Genomic DNA, 14,935 nt, shown 5'->3' with positions numbered 1-14,935 from the left:
ACGCATAAACTGGGAGGTGCTGTCTATGAGCTATTCATACCGTTTGGCTGCTGAGGACGATGCAGAACAGGTTCTGCGCGTGATCCAGGGCGCTTACGAATCTATACGGCAGCTTGGGATTGAGTTCAGAGCCGTGAATGCGGACCTGGAGATGGTTGCAGACAATATCAGGGACAATGCCTGCTATGTCTTGCTTGATGAGGATTCCATTGTGGCCACCTTGTCCCTCAAATCGCTGAAGGAAGTGACGCCCCACCCGTTCCTGTATTGGTTCGCCGTAGATCCGCTACGGAGCGGTCAAGGCTTGGGAGATCTTCTCCTTACGTATGTGGAGGAACGGATCGTGCGGGACCAATTGCATGCCGAGGCGGTTACATTGGCTACCTCCAGGAAGCATCCTTGGCTGCTCCCGATGTACGAAAGAAGGGGCTATGAGAGATTTTTCGAGAGAGATCTGGGAACCGATGATAAGCTTGTTTATTTAACGAAAAAACTGACCGCTGCGGAAGCAGCCACTATGACATTGGGAGGAACTTATCATGAGTCAAACCGTTATTGATCTTGCGCCTTATACAAGAACCTTGGATCAATTGAAGCAAGCGATCAAAGGGCTGACGGAGGAGCAATTGAAGCAGAAGGAAGCCCCGGGGAAATGGAGCATAACCGAAGTGCTGTCTCACCTGGCGGATCACAGCATCGTGTTTTCGTTTCGCATCCGCAAGCTGATATCCGAGACGGATGTGCAGCTGGCCGCCTTTCAGCAGGACCCTTGGGTCAGCCATTCCAAAGCGAACGAAGGATCGGCCGCCGATATCCTGGCTGTGTTCGAGGCGCTGCTAGCCTATAACAGCTTGCTGTTCAAGCGGCTGAGCGCAGAGGATTGGCAAAAATCCGGCATCAACGCCAAAGGAGAAACGGTTACGCTGGAAAGCTCTTACCGGGCGTTTATCCAGCATGTGCAGACGCATCTGGCGCAAATTGAACGTATCAAGCGAGGCTTGTGATGAGTACGGCGGGGGAGCTGAAGCTGGCGCCGGAGCAGTGGCTGGAGGAAGCGAGAACCTTGTATCCGGTATTGGCGGACTTCCGCAGGGATTTGCATCGTCATCCGGAGCTGTCCATGCAGGAAGTGGAGACGACGCGGAAAATTAAACAATTTCTGTTGAACGAAGGCATAACGGTGCTTCCGCTGGAATTGCCTGTCGGTGTGCTGGCTGAAATCGTAGGCGATGAGGATGGACCCATCGTTGCTTTAAGAGCCGACATCGATGCGCTTCCGGTTCAGGAGGAAACCGGACTGCCCTATGCATCGGAGATAGCTGGAAAAATGCACGCCTGCGGACATGATTTTCATACCGCGGCGATTCTGGGGGCGGCCGTGTTATTGAAGCGGCATGCTTCCAAGCTTCGCGGCAAGGTGCGGCTGCTGTTCCAGCCTGCCGAAGAGAAGGGAACCGGGGCGCGGGCGATGATCGAAGCCGGCGCACTGGAAGGCGTCGAAGCGATCTTCGGCATGCATAACAAGCCGGAGCTGCCGGTAGGCACTATCGGCTTAAGCGCCGGGCCGCTGATGGCGAGCGTCGACGGCTTCAAGATTAAAGTGCACGGCAAGGGCGGCCATGCGGCCGTTCCTGATGCGGCGATCGATCCTATCGTGGCGGCAAGCGCCATCGTTGGCGGAATTCAGACCGCGGTCAGCCGCAACACGAGTCCTTTCGACCGCGCGGTCGTCAGCATTTGCAGCTTTCATGCGGGGACCACATGGAACGTCATCCCGGATCTGGCCGTGTTAGACGGCACGGTACGGACCTTCCGCCAGGAGGTCAGGCATGATATGCCGGACCGGCTTCACCGCATCGCCATGGGCATAGCCGCAGGCTACGGGGCGGAAGCCGAGCTAAGCTGGTTCTCCGGCATTCCGACGGTGAACAATGACGCTGCAGCTGTTGAAACCGTTCGTTATGCCGCTGAGGCATTGAAGCTGCAGGTCATCGAAGCCATTCCCTCGGCCGGAGGCGAGGATTTCGCCCATTATCAGGAGAAGGTGCCGGGCTGCTTCATCTGGATGGGCACGAGCGGAACGGAGGAATGGCATCATCCGAAGTTCACTTTGAATGACGAGGCGCTGGTTCCCAGTTCAGCGTTATTCGCTTTAACCGCTGTTCATGCTTTGGAAAAGGACAGGTGATGAAGGATGGGGAGCTTGAGCACCCTAACGATCCGGGATGCTGCTGCATCCGACAGAGAAGCGATTCAACATCTGATGCTTGCCGCTTATGTGCAGTACGAAGCCGTGATGGCGCCTCCCCGTTGGGAGGCTTATCGGGAAGGGATCCTGGCTGCGGTAGATAACGAGAAAGCAATAGCGACCCTCGTGGCTGAACAAGACGGCGAGATCGTCGGCAGTGTGCAGATGTTTGTCTCATCGGAAGCCGCTTACGGAAGACCGGAGCTGGAAATCCACACTCCGATCATCCGTTTGCTATCCGTCCTGCCCTCCGCCCGCGGACAGGGTGTGGCGACGGAGCTGATTATAGAAAGCGTCAAACGGACGATCGCTTTGGGCGCTCCGGTTCTGCATCTGCACACTTCGGATCTGATGCAGTCAGCCGTCCGGCTGTATGAACGGCTCGGCTTTGAGCGTGCCTATGACAAAGACTTTTCCAATGGGGAAAACTTGGTCAAAAGCTATCGTCTTCCGCTGCACGCGAAGGCTCTGGAACAGCTGGTATCGAGAGCAAGCACCCGTGAAGCAGAGAAAAGGAGCTCGTAAACCTGCCTACCAAATTTAATGAAAGCTCACAGATTTCAACGGTCAGGAGTTTGCAGAGCAAAGCCTGCTTGTTAAGCTATGTCGGAGGTATATACCCCAATGGGTATGTCGTTATTGCAGGGCTTTATAGGTTTCAACAGCCTTAGGGAGTTCATAGCGGTTGAACTCTTTTTTTTCTTTACTTGACTGGCACTATAAAAGGGTTCATAACAACGCACGCGGCTGCTAAGATTGAATTATCGCAACGGAATGAAAAAGGAAGGTGACTCCTATAAGTACTTCATACGATGTTATCGTCGTTGGCGCCGGTTCGATGGGGATGAGCGCAGGCTACTATTTAGCGAGGCAAGGTGTGAAGACGCTGCTGCTCGATGCGTTCGATCCGCCTCATACGTCGGGGAGCCATCATGGCGAAACAAGACTCATGCGTCACGCTTATGCCGGAAATCCGACCTATACGGCCATGGCGCTTCGTTCCGATGAGCTGTGGTCGGAATTGGAATCCGTCACGGGACATACATTGCTTGTCCGTTCCGGGGTGTTGAACCTGGGTTCCGCCGAGGCTTCCGGCTTAAAGAGCAAATGGGAGCGAACGAAGGAGCATGGGCTGTCCGTTGATTATCTGACGGCGGAAGAGATTCGCTTCCGTTGGAAAGGCATTCGGCTGCCCGATTCGTATATCGGGCTCTATGAGCGGCAGGCTGGCTTTCTCTTAAGCGAGGCTTGTGTCGGGGCCTTCCGGAAGCAGGCTGCTGCTCACGGCGCGGTAATCTTACCCCACAGCCCAGTGGTGCGTATAGAAGCTGCCCCAAGCCATGTGGCCGTGCATACGCCTACCGCGAAATTCACGGCTGAACGGATCATCGTCAGCCTGGGGGCTTGGTTCGGCTTCCTCGACGGCTTCAGCCAGCTGCCTATACGGCCTGTCAGAAAAGCGGTGGGGTGGTTCGAAGCGGATGAGACGCTTTTCGATCATGCCGAATTTCCCGGATTCACGTTTGGATGGGAAGGGAGAGGGTACTATGGCTTTCCCGGATTGAAGGGCTCCGGCGTCAAGATTGGCCGGCATGATGCCGGGCAGCCGTGGCAGCCGGGCAAAGCTTTTGAGCCGTTCGGCACGTATCCCGAGGACGAACAGGATTTGCGCCAGGCGCTGGAGCAGTTCATGCCCCGCGCTTCCGGCCGTTTGCTTCGTGGAGCCGTGTGCAAATATGAAATGACTCCGGATGAAGATTTCATTATCGACACATATCCGGAGCATGATCGGATCTGGCTGGCCGGGGGATTCTCCGGCCATGGCTTTAAGTTCTCAAGCGTCGTCGGAGAGATACTATCCGATCTCATCGTGAAGGGCTCAACGTCCCAGGATATCAGCCCTTTCTCCCTCTCCAGATTTACCCTTTAATCTACCTGCCCTTTGGACGCCTCCGGGCGTCTTTGGTATGTCGGGAAACCGGTTTACGAGAAACATGTTATATACAGAAGTGGGGTATGCCTCGGAGGAGTTTACGTCAGCCTTTGAAATCCGTGAAAATACCGCTATATTGAATCAGATTCACGGGTTTCAACAGCTTGGGGCTTTGCACAGCAAAGCCTGCTTCGGAAGCCTGGCTGGAAGGGAAATCCCGCTGAAGGATAATAGCATATTTCGAGTCCTTCTATAGGTTTCCCGAGAACAACAGTGGCCGGAGGGGATACCCCACCGTTGGACCGAAGCCATTTTTCATATCCGCAGGTTTCCCGACATCCCCCCACGCCTAAGGTGTCCTAACCTTCAACCGATATTGATGCGGAGTAATCCCCATCGTTTCCCTGAATAGCTTGCAGAAATAGGAGGGGTTGGGAATGCCGACCCTTACGGCGATCTCGGGAATAGTAAGCGAGGTTTTGGTTAACCAAATGCAAGCATGCCGGATTCTTGTCGCTTGAACATAGGCAAGGATCGTGGTTCCTGTCGCTTCCTTGAACAGATGGGCGATATGATAGCGGGAGACATGCAAATCCTTGGCCATCGTCTCCAATCGGAAGGGCTCCTGATAATGCCGCTCGACCCACTGCATGACTTCCTCTGCGCGGTGGGAAAATTTCGACTCCACATTCGAAGCGGTTTCCGGCTGCCGCTCAAGCTGCTGCAGCTGCTTGATGAAGCTTAACAGGAAAAACATATACTCCTCTTGGTATTCTTGTGGTTTAAGCCTGCACTTGCTTTCATGAAACTGCTTCATGACCGTTACGAGGGCACCCGATTCGTTCAGGTGATGCCAAGGTCTGCCTCCTGCTTGCTGCTGCTTAAGAGAATGAAAAAAATGCTTGAGCAGCGGGAAGCTGTCCCAATAGGGCTGGAGCAGCAGCGGATCGAACTGGATCAGGCTTCTTACAAAAGGACGCTCCGGTGCGACATGGATCTGTACGCGATGCAGCTGAAAGGGTTGAAAGACCATCAGGGTGCCGGGCTCCACCGGGTAGCTTTTGCCATCCACAATCAGGCTGCCCTCCCCTTCATGTACATAGGTAAATTCCATTTCAGGATGGGCATGAAACACTTCCTTGAATACAACCTCCGAAGTTCTTCGATAGTCAAATTCGAACGGTCTGGCTCCCATGAGTATCGTTCACCCTCCATGCATCCATCGAATTCATTTCTTCCATTATAGCAAGATCCCAACATATAACCACAACATTGCTTCATAAATGAGTGGGCCTTTCTTTTATGATTAAGAAGGAACAACCATTGCAAAGGAGTGGAAAAATATGATTCGAGTCGCGGTTATTGGGACGGGCTCTATATCCAGGGCGCATATGGATGCCTATTTATCATTTTCGGACCGATGCCAGATTGTTGCGGTCGCCGATGTGTTCAAGGATAAGGCGGAGGAGGCCATGCACAAATACGGATTGAATGCGGTCGCGGTGCAGGATTATAAGGAGCTGCTCGGGCAGGGCATTGATCTTGTCTCCGTGTGTACGCCTCCCTATACCCATGCTTTCATTACGCAAGATTTTTTGCGTGCGGGCTCCCATGTGATTGTGGAGAAGCCTATGGCCTCATCCCTGCAAGAATGCGACGACATGAACCGGGCTGCCGAGGAATCCGGCAGGATCTTATCGGTTATTGCGCAAAATCGTTTTACGAACCCGATGATGAAGCTGAAGCAAACCCTGGAGCAAGGGCTGGCAGGCAACATCGTTCATGCTCAAGTCGACTCCTACTGGTGGCGGGGACACTGCTATTATGATCTTTGGTGGCGCGGCACATGGGAGAAGGAAGGCGGCGGCTGCACGATCAACCATGCCGTTCATCATATCGATGCACTGCAGTGGATGATGGGAATGCCGGAAGAGGTACAGGCCATCATGAGCAATACTTCCCATGATAATGCAGAGGTCGAGGACCTGTCCGTCGCGATTTTGCGCTATTCGGGCGGTGCTCTTGCGCAGGTCACCAGCTCGGTAGTTCACCATGGAGAGGAGCAGCAGCTCATTTTCCAAGGGACGGCCGCACGTATTTCTACGCCATGGAAGGTTAAAGCTTCCGTCTCCAAAGAAAACGGCTTCCCTGAACCGAACGTTCCGCTGGAGCAGCAAATACAAGCGCAATATGATGCGCTGCCCGATCTGCCGCACTTGGGGCATAGGGGGCAAATCGATAACGTGCTGCAAGCGATTGAGAACGGTTCCAGCATCTTGATCGATGGAGTCAGCGGCCGCAATACATTGGAGCTGATTACGGCTATTTATAAATCGGCCAGCACGGGAGAGCGGGTGAAGCTGCCGCTGACCAAGGACGATCCTTTTTATACGAGGGAAGGAATCCAGGCGAATGCAACGCATTTCTATGAGAAGACGCGCTCCGTTACCGGCTTCGGGAATAATGAAATTAAAGTATCAGGGGAGTAAAAAAGCTAGCAGGTGGCGATAAGAAAAACGCGGTTACAACTTTGGGGCGGAATGATATCACTGTGAGCGGCGAAGGCCGATAGGAGGGCAGAATATGAACAATCTGGAAAAGAATCGATGGATCAGCCTGACCATCCGCGAGGATGCGCCGATTCCTGCTGTGGTCCGAGCGGAGCTGGACGAAGCGGTATTTATCACGCTGAGCGATTGGGCCGGCGATGATCATCTCTTTGCCATTGACGAGGCGAGCGGAGCCGAGTATCCCTGCCAGCTAAGCCGGGCGGGCATGGCGTCGACACCAACAGGCGCCGTGCCGGAGCCGGCGCTGTATATACTGCTGCGGGAACGGCCCGCAGGCGGAGATTCCTCGCTGCTTCTCGTCAAGCGTGCGCGGAAGGAGGCAGTGCCGGTCGACCGCCGGCAAAACCCGTGGGCCGACATACCAGGGGTCTTCCTGGACATTCAGGAAGAGAATGCCCGCGTCATTTTCAGCATCGAAGGGCATCTTGTTACACGATACATGTACTCCCGCGATGTCGCCAAGCCTTACTTGTATCCGCTGGTCGGACCTCACGGCAAATCGCTGATTCAGGACGGTCCGGACGATCACCTGCACCATCATGGCATATGGTGGGGCCATGACGATGTGAACGGCCACAAGCTCTACCACGAGTTCCGCGGGGAGGGCCGGCAGGTTCACCGCAAATTTTTGACGCTGGAGAGCGGTCCGGTGTTCGGTCATCTGACCGCACTGATCGACTGGCAGGATGAGAACGGAAATCTCCTTCTTCAAGAAACCCGATCCATCCGGGTCTACAACCTGCCTCGGGAATCGCGGTATTTGGATCTTGCTACTCAACTTCATGCGATTAATGGGGACGTGACCTTTGGCAGCACCAAGGAAGGCGGCTTTCCGTTTATTCGCGTCAACGAGCAGATCAACGCCCATCACACGGGACGGTTGACGGCGGCGAACGGGGCTGTAGGCGAAGCGAATATTTTTGGAACCGTTACCGAATGGGTAGATTACAGCGGCAAGCTGTTTCTCCGCATGAACCCGGCGGATGGCAAAGATGCCAAGGAGTTCGCGGAGGCGGGCATTGCCGTCTTCTCAGCGCCGGATAACGAAACGTTCGCCAAGCAATGGTTCGTACGTGATTACGGCCCGTTCACGCCTGCGAACTTCCACTTTAACGGCGGGTATGACCTGCGGAGCGGGGGGACAGTCGGGATGCGCCATCGGCTGTATGTACATGCAGGTGACGTCGAGAGCGGAGCTGTCGGGGAACGCTATGCCGAATACATTTCCCCTGCGGTGGCTGTAGTGAGGGATGCTCCAAATCCATCATTCCCGGTCTGACGTGGTTCTGCTTCAGAAGCTTGGCCGGAGAATATACCCCGCCTGGTATCAAAGCAACTTTTCAGGTTTCTCGATAAACTCAGGACGCTCAACAGCGTCCTTAGGCTGTCAAGAAACCTAAAAGAGCTTGAACTATTGCCAATATACTACGGTGGGGTATGCCCCTCCAGCCGCTGTTGAAACCCGTGAAAGGGATCAGATTTAGTGGTATTTTTCACGGGTTTCAAAGGCGGACGTAAACTCTTCCGAGGAACACCCCACCTCCATATTTAGCAAAGTTCTCGCAAAACTAGGTTTCTCGATAAACGGAGGACTCTCAACAGCGTCCTTTTCTTTTTTTCGAACAGGCTATGTCGTCCGTTTATAGGAGCCCGGGTTCACGCCATAATGCTTGCGGAACTGCTTGGTGAAGTGATTGTAATTCTGGTAACCGACGTCATAAGCGATTTCGGTCAAGCTCCGGTCGGTATGCTCGATCATAAGGGCAGCCTGCCTGATTCGCATCCGGTTCAAGGTATCGATGATGGAAAGTCCTGTACTCTCCTTGAACAAATGGGACAGCCGGGAGGGGGACAGACCGATGCTGCGGGACAGCTCATCAATGCGAAGCGGCTTACGCATGTGCAGGGATAAATAGTTCAACGTCTCCTCGATCCGCGCGTCGAGCCGCTGAATGCTTTTTTGGGCTAACAGAAGCAGGATTTCACGCAAACCGTTCAGGCACAGCTCATGCCAATATTCGCCGCGTTCCCTGAAATCATTAATAATTTTTTTGAAGGTACGGTAGATTCGTTTGCGGGAGGAGGAATTGTCAACGGACTGAACCACCAGATCGGCCTCCGGCAGCAGGCGTGATTCCATGAAACGATCGGAGAAGTGAGCCCAGACAAAATGCCAGCTTTGCCCGCTTACGGTTCCATATTGATGCGGAGTTCCCGCTCTAAGCAGCGTTACATCCCCCGCTTTGCAGACGGTTTCCTGCCCCGGAGTCCTAAAATAGCCTTCGCCGCTCAACGTGTAGGTGATAAGCCAATCGCTCATGCCCTCGGGCCGTTTGGTCACATACGTATCCGGCTTGTCAAAATGGCCTGCAATGACAATGCCATACGCTTTCCCATCGTAATGAAAGGTTCGGTTATCGGGGTCTGTTCTCATATCCCTGTGTCAGCCTCCTTGCTAGTGCGGATTATGCTGATACCAGCATATACGATCAGCTCCCCATTTTCCATAGCAATAGCAGGATCGTAGGATTACTTAGCATCTTTGTTACTTCATCCTGACAGCCTTTTGCCTTATGCTAGGAGCATAAATGATCACTCATCAAGATCCAGTAAAAAGGAGATGTCGAAGATGAAAGTCAGCTTGCAGACCTTATCGCAAGAGCAGAAGGATTTTTTTGAAACGGAGGGGTATTTAATTGTCAAAGGGCTGTTCAGTCCGGACGATATTGCCGAAATTGAGCGTACGTTCGAGGAAATCAGCCATCACACGATTCCGGGTCATTTTGAGCCTGACATGGATGCGGAGCTTAACGATCCTTTGAAGCGCTATCCGAGAGTGATGCACCCTCACCGCTTCAACGAAACGGCCAAACAGTACATGCTCCACAAGCCGGTCATGGAGGTGCTGGCGGATTTATTCGAAGAACCGGCGCTGGCGGCGCAAAGCATGTTTTATTACAAGCCTCCGGGCTCGCGGGGACAGGCGCTGCATCAGGATAATTTCTATCTGAAGGTAGAGCCGGGCAACTGTATCGCGGCTTGGACGGCCATCGATCCGGCGGATGAGGAGAACGGGGGTCTCTTAGTCGTACCCAAAACGAATCATTATGAAATCATTTGCCCGGAGAAGGCCAATGCCGACGAATCGTTCACGACCCATTATGTAAAGCCTCCCAAGGATCAAAAGGCGATTCCGACTATTATGGAAAAAGGCGATGTCCTGTTTTTTAACGGCAATTTGATTCACGGCTCTTACCGAAACAAAACGAAGGACCGGTTCCGCAGAGCTTTTATTTGCCATTATGCCAATGAGTCCGCGGCTAGGATCAGCCATCATTATCGCCCGTTATTCCGCGCTGACGGCACACCGGTTGATCTGGAGATGAATCCGGATGGGGGGCCTTGTGGAGTTGAACATGATAAAGTCTACCCGCACTAATGACAGAAGCCCTAGGCTTGATGTTCAGATGTCCTGGTGGGGGATGAACGGCATTCGACCTGCCGAACCGGATCATGCCTGGGATTTGGAGACGAAGCTGCGCTTCATTGCCGAGGCGGGGTTTGACGGAGTGAATGCCTTCATTCCTGAGCCTGAAGAAGCTGCAGATTGGAGACGCCTGCTCGATCAATATCGTTTGACCCTGAGTGTCAACGCATACCCCAAGTCAGCGGAGGACATGGTTGATTTCATCGAGAAGCTGACTGCTTATGAAGGCACTGTCCAGTACGTAAATGCACAAGTGCTGACGCCTTTTGTCATAGACGCCAAAGCAGAGCAGCTGCTTTATGATATCGATCGGCTGGCACGAGACGCCGGGATTCAAGTCTTTATCGAAACCCACCGGGGGACCATCACGCAGGATTTGCTCCGGACCGTTCAATATGTAAACCGTCTGCCTTCCTTACGGCTTACGATTGATTTCTCCCATTATGTCGTCGCCGGCGAAATGAGGACGGTCAGCGAGGAAGCGGAAGCCTTGCTGCGAACGCTGCTGACCCGGACCTCAAGCATTCATGCAAGAGTATCCAACGGCGAGCAGGTGCAGGTGAACGTCGGAGAGAATGGCGAGCATCCGATGCTGGAGCATTATGAGCGCTGGTGGGAGAGCGGGATGAGGCATTGGCTCGCTCAAGCGAGCGGTGATGATCGATTTCCCTTCGTCTGCGAGCTGGGGCCTCCGCCCTATGCCATTACTGTGGATGATTATGGAGCTAGAACGGAAGAGATCAGCGACAGATGGGCCCAGTCGTTGCTGTTCGCGGCTAAAGCCCGCAGCCTATGGAATCGTATCGGCAAGTAGCGGAAAGGCACCGGTCTGGTTGAGAGCCAGCTGCGGTGCTTTTCGCTGTGCAGCGAGGCTTCTTTCACAGAGCCTCCTGCGGCGAATGAGGAGCTTCCACGGCAATCGTGATCGTCCGGCCGTATTACTTGATCATGCCTCTGCGCTGAATTTGGGTATGGACCTGAACCTTCACGTTCTGCTCCGGAAATAGCTCGCTCTGCCATTGCTCCTTATCCAACGCTCCCCCGTTCGCCAGACGGTAAGCTTCACCGAAGCCGGCCGGGTCGCTCCGCAGCTTTTGCAGCCTGGCTATGAACGAGCGCAGCTCTTCCTCGATTTGATGGCTCAGCTTCTCCTGGGTCTCTTTCAGATCGGGCAATGTTTCCATATTCAGATGGGGAGCTTGATCCAAATCGAGCTTCAAATCTAGACGGACTTCAAAATGATCGTCTTTCCAGCCGATTCGGCTTTTATAATTGAGCATGGAGAAAGAGACCTTCTCATCCTTCATCGATAGAGTAGTGGAAGCGAGCTTTCTATTATTCAGCATGGACAAGTATTTCACGTCGGATGCAGGAATCGTTCCTGCCAGCTTATCATTCCTGAAGACAGCGGCTTCCGTTATTTGCAGGGAGGTGGAATCGTCCGACGTATCAATAACCATCGCATAGGGCGAGAAGCCGGGCTCGCGGATGTATGTATAGAACTGATACAAGTAGATAGGCAGCACCTCAAATGTATCCGACCCCGCAGTGGAAAACATGTCAACCATCCAATCACTGACGGATTCGGGCACCGCTACTCTGGTTCTCAAGATCTGCTCCGGGCTTTTATTCGTGACGGCGACCCAGGCAATATTTTGGATTTCGCTGCGGCGCATCAAGAAATCCAGCTGGTCCTCCAGCCCTTTTTTGGCTAGTTCGCTGGAGAAGAGCACGATTTTGGTATGACCGAACTGGATGTCCCTCGCTGATTTGCGTTTAAGCTTATAGAGAGCATCGGAGATGTTGGCGCCTTCAGCCGTCAAAATGAAATCGGGTGCCTCTTTACCGGTTAGCGATCCGCCGGAAGGGGCAAGGGCAGCGTATTTGCCCGGTATGGCAGACAACGCGTGGATAAGTACTCCCTTGGGAGAGGGCTCGATGCCGATGCAGGTTACGAATGTGATCCGGTTAATTTGCTTCACGTCGCCGCATCCGGTAAGGAGCAAGGACAGCAAGATCGAGCATGCCCATAGCTTGCTGTATTTTCTCATGCAGCCTTCCCCCTTACTTTCATCCATAGGTACAACAGAACCGGAAGAACGATCAGGATAAACATGCTGTAGCACCCTAGCCAATAGGAGTAATTAATAAAGAAAAAAGGAATATGAGCCTTGCTCAATAAGACGGCAAGGATGACGGTTATCAGGATGATGAGATAGGGAGACAGCCGGATACGAAGCATCTGGGCAAAGCAGAAGGACGCGCTTCGGACAAAAAACGCTGACCCGACAATAATCAGAAATTCCCAGAGCAAAACGGCGAAAAACATGATTCGCTCCAGCACGAAATTTTCCAGCCGGATTGCTCCGTAGGTGCCGTTAGCGACAAAGGATAGCCTGCTGGCAGTGGCGACTCCGTAAGTCGTTATCCCCATGGCTAACATAAAGCTGCCAAATAAGGAAGCAAAGAGCATGAGGATCGTGAGCAAGGCGTAGCTCTTCTTGATTTGAGGGTCCTTGAGCGGACTCATCAGCATCGTACAGGCAGCTGCCGGTATAAACATCAGCATAATCCCGGCGATGGACCGCAGGGGGTCCTCCCAGCCGTTGTTATCCACAAGGGGAAGGAGGAAGGACCAGTGCGCATTTTTTATGGGCAGCAAGGAGATCAACAGAAAGGGAGGGACGATGAACAGCAGCAATAAATGAGCATATCGGCCGATCGTCTCCATGGTGAACATAGCCATGAGCCCCGCCAGCACGGGACCGAGGGTCATCAACAGCTTTTGATCTCCATACAGCAGCGTTCGCGAGAAAAAATCCCCGACCAGCATTAATGCGTAGCCGGCTCCTCCCAGGAAAAGAGCCCCATATAATAAATAAAGGAATGGCGATAAGATCGAGGGACCGACCTCACCTCCGGCCATCATGATGGAGCTGCTCTGAAGACGGGATACTATGCTCAGGCTGACCCAGGCTCCTGCCAAAACCAACAGCGCGCAGGGAAAGAACAGCCAAACCCCGTTGCGTCCGGCCGATTGGATCACCGTATTCTCAATTCCCCGCGTAATCGATAATCCGACAGCAACCACGAATAGCAAAATCGGATATTGCACTTCTCTTTCCTTCAGTTTCCATTTCACAGCAGCTCTTCTCCTTCCTTGCGGCTTATTCGGCGCGATTTGGCCGGGTTCGTATGGTATGTCCTAGGTCTAAAAGCGGACATGCCGATAGGGGCCCTTGTCATGGCATCTCGAAGCAGGTCTTTATAAAAAAACGTATTAAATGGCGCCAAATACGGGACCTCGAACGATTTCAAATGGCACAATGCCATAAAAATTAACGCAGTCCCAATTGTCATGCCGTATAACCCTAACGGTATCGATAAGGCAATCAGCAAATAGCTGCACATGCGGAGCGCTACGCCAACCATATAATTCGGTGTAGTAAAGCTGCCTATCGCCGTGGCCGCCGTAATAACGATCATAATATTGCTGATCAAATGCGCTTGGGCTGCGGCTGTACCTATAATCAGACCGCCGACAATGGTGGCCGTTCCCCCGATGACCCTGGGCAGCCGTACGCTGGCTTCGTTAATAAGCTCCAGCAGAAAGACCATAATGCAGACCTCAATATAGGCCGGATAGGGAACGCCTTCGCGGCTTGCCGCAATGGCCAGCATGAACTGAATCCGTAAGATATCCTGGTTCACCGTTGTGATCGAAATATAGAGAGCGGGCAGGAAAAGCGTCATAAACATTCCGACCAGACGGATAAACCTGAGGAATGTTCCGGATAAGAAAGGGAAGTAGTAGTCATCGGCAGTTTGGTACAGCGCGGTTAACGTGACCGGCAAAATGATGGCCGTCGGGGATGTATTCATCAATATGGCTATACGTCCCTCAAGCAGCGCGGATACGGTTTTGTCGGGCCGCTCCGTAGATTGCATGAGAGGAAAAGGGGACCACCATTTCCGTTTCTCCACTATGAGATGAGACAGCTGAGTCGTATCCAGCAAACTGTCGATGTGGATGCTTCTTAACCGGCTCTCTAAACTATTGACGATTTCGGGATCGGCGATGCCTTTCAGATAAAACATCGTGACATTATTAGAGGCAGCATGTCCTACAGTGAAGGACCGGACGATGAGATTGGGGTGGCGAATCCGCGCGCGAATCAGAGCAATATTAACGCTCAGATTCTCTATGAAGGCGTCCCGTGGTCCGATCAGGGAGCTTTCCGTCTCCGGAGGCGTGATAGACCGGTGCTGCCAATCCGCTACGTCAATGGCTAAAGCCTCTTTCGTTCCTTCCAGCAGCAGAATGCAGTGACCAGCAAATAGCTTGGCTCCGATGCTTTGGACATCCGAGGGTATCCATTGCCCCATTGAGGAGTACTGCCTGAAGGAAGGATGCTTTACCAGCTCCTTGGGATGCAGATTCTCCTTATTTACGAGGCTTTGCAGCGGGATAAAAAGCAGGCGCTCCATCTCGATTCGGTTTGTAATCGTCGACAAGAACAGCAGGGTGCCAGCGGGCTCAATGCCGTCAGGCTGGTAGAGATGCTGTAATTCCAGATCAGAGGGATTTCCCAACGATTCAATCAAGCGTTCGATGGCGATCATGTGAAACGCCTCCCTTCCAAAATATACATACCTTGTAGTATGAAGCTTTTGGAAAACGGTTATTCGCCTCTTAG

14 protein-coding genes are annotated in these 14,935 nt (G+C 53.0%); 9 read left to right on the top strand and 5 right to left on the bottom strand.

Translation table 11 applies throughout. The features are described from left to right. Positions 1 to 25 precede the first annotated feature (25 nt). The 5 genes from ABEA66_RS13150 to solA all read left to right on the top strand — a co-directional run bounded on the left by ABEA66_RS13150 (position 26) and on the right by solA (position 4,178). Positions 26 to 559 (top strand): GNAT family N-acetyltransferase, encoded by a 534-nt coding sequence (locus tag ABEA66_RS13150; protein WP_345587877.1) that lies wholly within the window; start codon positions 26 to 28, stop codon positions 557 to 559. Further along, positions 540 to 1,004 carry a DinB family protein gene (locus ABEA66_RS13145; protein WP_345587876.1) on the top strand — a complete coding sequence of 155 codons (465 nt, stop codon included), beginning with the start codon at positions 540 to 542 and terminating at the stop codon, positions 1,002 to 1,004. Before ABEA66_RS13150 ends, ABEA66_RS13145 begins: the two co-directional genes overlap by 20 nt. After that, positions 1,004 to 2,188, top strand: a complete 1,185-nt coding sequence (locus ABEA66_RS13140) for an amidohydrolase (protein ID WP_345587875.1) — start codon at positions 1,004 to 1,006, stop codon at positions 2,186 to 2,188. The genes ABEA66_RS13145 and ABEA66_RS13140 overlap by 1 nt, the downstream gene beginning before the upstream one ends. A gap of 6 nt (positions 2,189 to 2,194) precedes the next feature. Further along, entirely contained in the window at positions 2,195 to 2,773 is a 579-nt protein-coding gene (locus ABEA66_RS13135; RefSeq protein WP_079910951.1) for a GNAT family N-acetyltransferase, read from the top strand. Between the two features lie 271 nt (positions 2,774 to 3,044). Next, the gene (gene solA / locus ABEA66_RS13130; RefSeq protein ID WP_345587986.1) at positions 3,045 to 4,178 is read left to right on the top strand and encodes an N-methyl-L-tryptophan oxidase; all 1,134 of its coding nucleotides are present in this window, start codon (positions 3,045 to 3,047) and stop codon (positions 4,176 to 4,178) included. Positions 4,179 to 4,530: 352 nt separating this feature from the next. On the opposite strand, the gene ABEA66_RS13125 is transcribed toward solA, so the two are convergent. Continuing rightward, the gene (locus ABEA66_RS13125; protein ID WP_079910949.1) at positions 4,531 to 5,376 is read right to left on the bottom strand and encodes a helix-turn-helix domain-containing protein; all 846 of its coding nucleotides are present in this window, start codon (positions 5,374 to 5,376) and stop codon (positions 4,531 to 4,533) included. A 148-nt stretch (positions 5,377 to 5,524) separates the two neighbouring features. Between ABEA66_RS13125 and ABEA66_RS13120 the strand changes: the two genes are divergently transcribed. After that, on the top strand, positions 5,525 to 6,670 hold the full coding sequence (locus tag ABEA66_RS13120) for a Gfo/Idh/MocA family protein (RefSeq protein ID WP_345587874.1): 1,146 nt from the start codon (positions 5,525 to 5,527) through the stop codon (positions 6,668 to 6,670). Between the two features lie 94 nt (positions 6,671 to 6,764). Next, on the top strand, positions 6,765 to 8,030 hold the full coding sequence (locus tag ABEA66_RS13115; RefSeq protein ID WP_345587873.1) for a DUF6807 domain-containing protein: 1,266 nt from the start codon (positions 6,765 to 6,767) through the stop codon (positions 8,028 to 8,030). A gap of 348 nt (positions 8,031 to 8,378) precedes the next feature. Here ABEA66_RS13115 and ABEA66_RS13110 read toward each other — a convergent pair whose 3' ends face one another. After that, entirely contained in the window at positions 8,379 to 9,185 is an 807-nt protein-coding gene (locus tag ABEA66_RS13110) for a helix-turn-helix domain-containing protein (RefSeq protein ID WP_345587872.1), read from the bottom strand. 195 nt (positions 9,186 to 9,380) lie between these two features. Here ABEA66_RS13110 and ABEA66_RS13105 point away from each other — a divergent pair, with 195 nt between their 5' ends. Continuing rightward, a complete protein-coding gene (locus ABEA66_RS13105; RefSeq protein WP_345587871.1) occupies positions 9,381 to 10,190 on the top strand; it encodes a phytanoyl-CoA dioxygenase family protein in 810 nt (269 codons plus the stop codon). Continuing rightward, positions 10,168 to 11,052 (top strand): sugar phosphate isomerase/epimerase family protein, encoded by an 885-nt coding sequence (locus ABEA66_RS13100; RefSeq protein ID WP_345587984.1) that lies wholly within the window; start codon positions 10,168 to 10,170, stop codon positions 11,050 to 11,052. Before ABEA66_RS13105 ends, ABEA66_RS13100 begins: the two co-directional genes overlap by 23 nt. A gap of 124 nt (positions 11,053 to 11,176) precedes the next feature. On the opposite strand, the gene ABEA66_RS13095 is transcribed toward ABEA66_RS13100, so the two are convergent. Genes ABEA66_RS13095 through ABEA66_RS13085 form a run of 3 tightly spaced genes read right to left on the bottom strand, consistent with a single transcriptional unit; the run spans position 11,177 to position 14,861 of the window. Beyond that, on the bottom strand, positions 11,177 to 12,289 hold the full coding sequence (locus ABEA66_RS13095; RefSeq protein WP_345587870.1) for a Ger(x)C family spore germination protein: 1,113 nt from the start codon (positions 12,287 to 12,289) through the stop codon (positions 11,177 to 11,179). Then, positions 12,286 to 13,380: a GerAB/ArcD/ProY family transporter gene (locus ABEA66_RS13090; protein WP_345587869.1), complete on the bottom strand. Its 1,095-nt coding sequence runs from the start codon at positions 13,378 to 13,380 to the stop codon at positions 12,286 to 12,288. Before ABEA66_RS13090 ends, ABEA66_RS13095 begins: the two co-directional genes overlap by 4 nt. Beyond that, positions 13,377 to 14,861: a spore germination protein gene (locus tag ABEA66_RS13085; protein WP_345587868.1), complete on the bottom strand. Its 1,485-nt coding sequence runs from the start codon at positions 14,859 to 14,861 to the stop codon at positions 13,377 to 13,379. Before ABEA66_RS13085 ends, ABEA66_RS13090 begins: the two co-directional genes overlap by 4 nt. Positions 14,862 to 14,935: the final 74 nt, after the last annotated feature.

Origin of the sequence: Paenibacillus vulneris, from assembly GCF_039543185.1 — a bacterium.
GTDB lineage: Bacteria > Bacillota > Bacilli > Paenibacillales > NBRC-103111 > Paenibacillus_S > Paenibacillus_S vulneris.
This window is presented reverse-complemented; position numbering and strand designations above follow the sequence as displayed.

Bases quoted from the DNA above. Each gene is read 5' to 3' on its own strand.
- ABEA66_RS13100 (WP_345587984.1), top strand. From the start codon at position 10,168: ATGATAAAGTCTACCCGCACTAATGACAGAAGCCCTAGGCTTGATGTT.
- ABEA66_RS13085 (WP_345587868.1), bottom strand. From the start codon at position 14,861: ATGATCGCCATCGAACGCTTGATTGAATCGTTGGGAAATCCCTCTGAT.
- ABEA66_RS13135 (WP_079910951.1), top strand. From the start codon at position 2,195: ATGGGGAGCTTGAGCACCCTAACGATCCGGGATGCTGCTGCATCCGAC.
- ABEA66_RS13125 (WP_079910949.1), bottom strand. From the start codon at position 5,376: ATGGGAGCCAGACCGTTCGAATTTGACTATCGAAGAACTTCGGAGGTT.
- ABEA66_RS13105 (WP_345587871.1), top strand. From the start codon at position 9,381: ATGAAAGTCAGCTTGCAGACCTTATCGCAAGAGCAGAAGGATTTTTTT.
- ABEA66_RS13120 (WP_345587874.1), top strand. From the start codon at position 5,525: ATGATTCGAGTCGCGGTTATTGGGACGGGCTCTATATCCAGGGCGCAT.
- ABEA66_RS13145 (WP_345587876.1), top strand. From the start codon at position 540: ATGAGTCAAACCGTTATTGATCTTGCGCCTTATACAAGAACCTTGGAT.
- ABEA66_RS13115 (WP_345587873.1), top strand. From the start codon at position 6,765: ATGAACAATCTGGAAAAGAATCGATGGATCAGCCTGACCATCCGCGAG.
- ABEA66_RS13095 (WP_345587870.1), bottom strand. From the start codon at position 12,289: ATGAGAAAATACAGCAAGCTATGGGCATGCTCGATCTTGCTGTCCTTG.
- ABEA66_RS13110 (WP_345587872.1), bottom strand. From the start codon at position 9,185: ATGAGAACAGACCCCGATAACCGAACCTTTCATTACGATGGGAAAGCG.
- ABEA66_RS13140 (WP_345587875.1), top strand. From the start codon at position 1,004: ATGAGTACGGCGGGGGAGCTGAAGCTGGCGCCGGAGCAGTGGCTGGAG.
- ABEA66_RS13150 (WP_345587877.1), top strand. From the start codon at position 26: ATGAGCTATTCATACCGTTTGGCTGCTGAGGACGATGCAGAACAGGTT.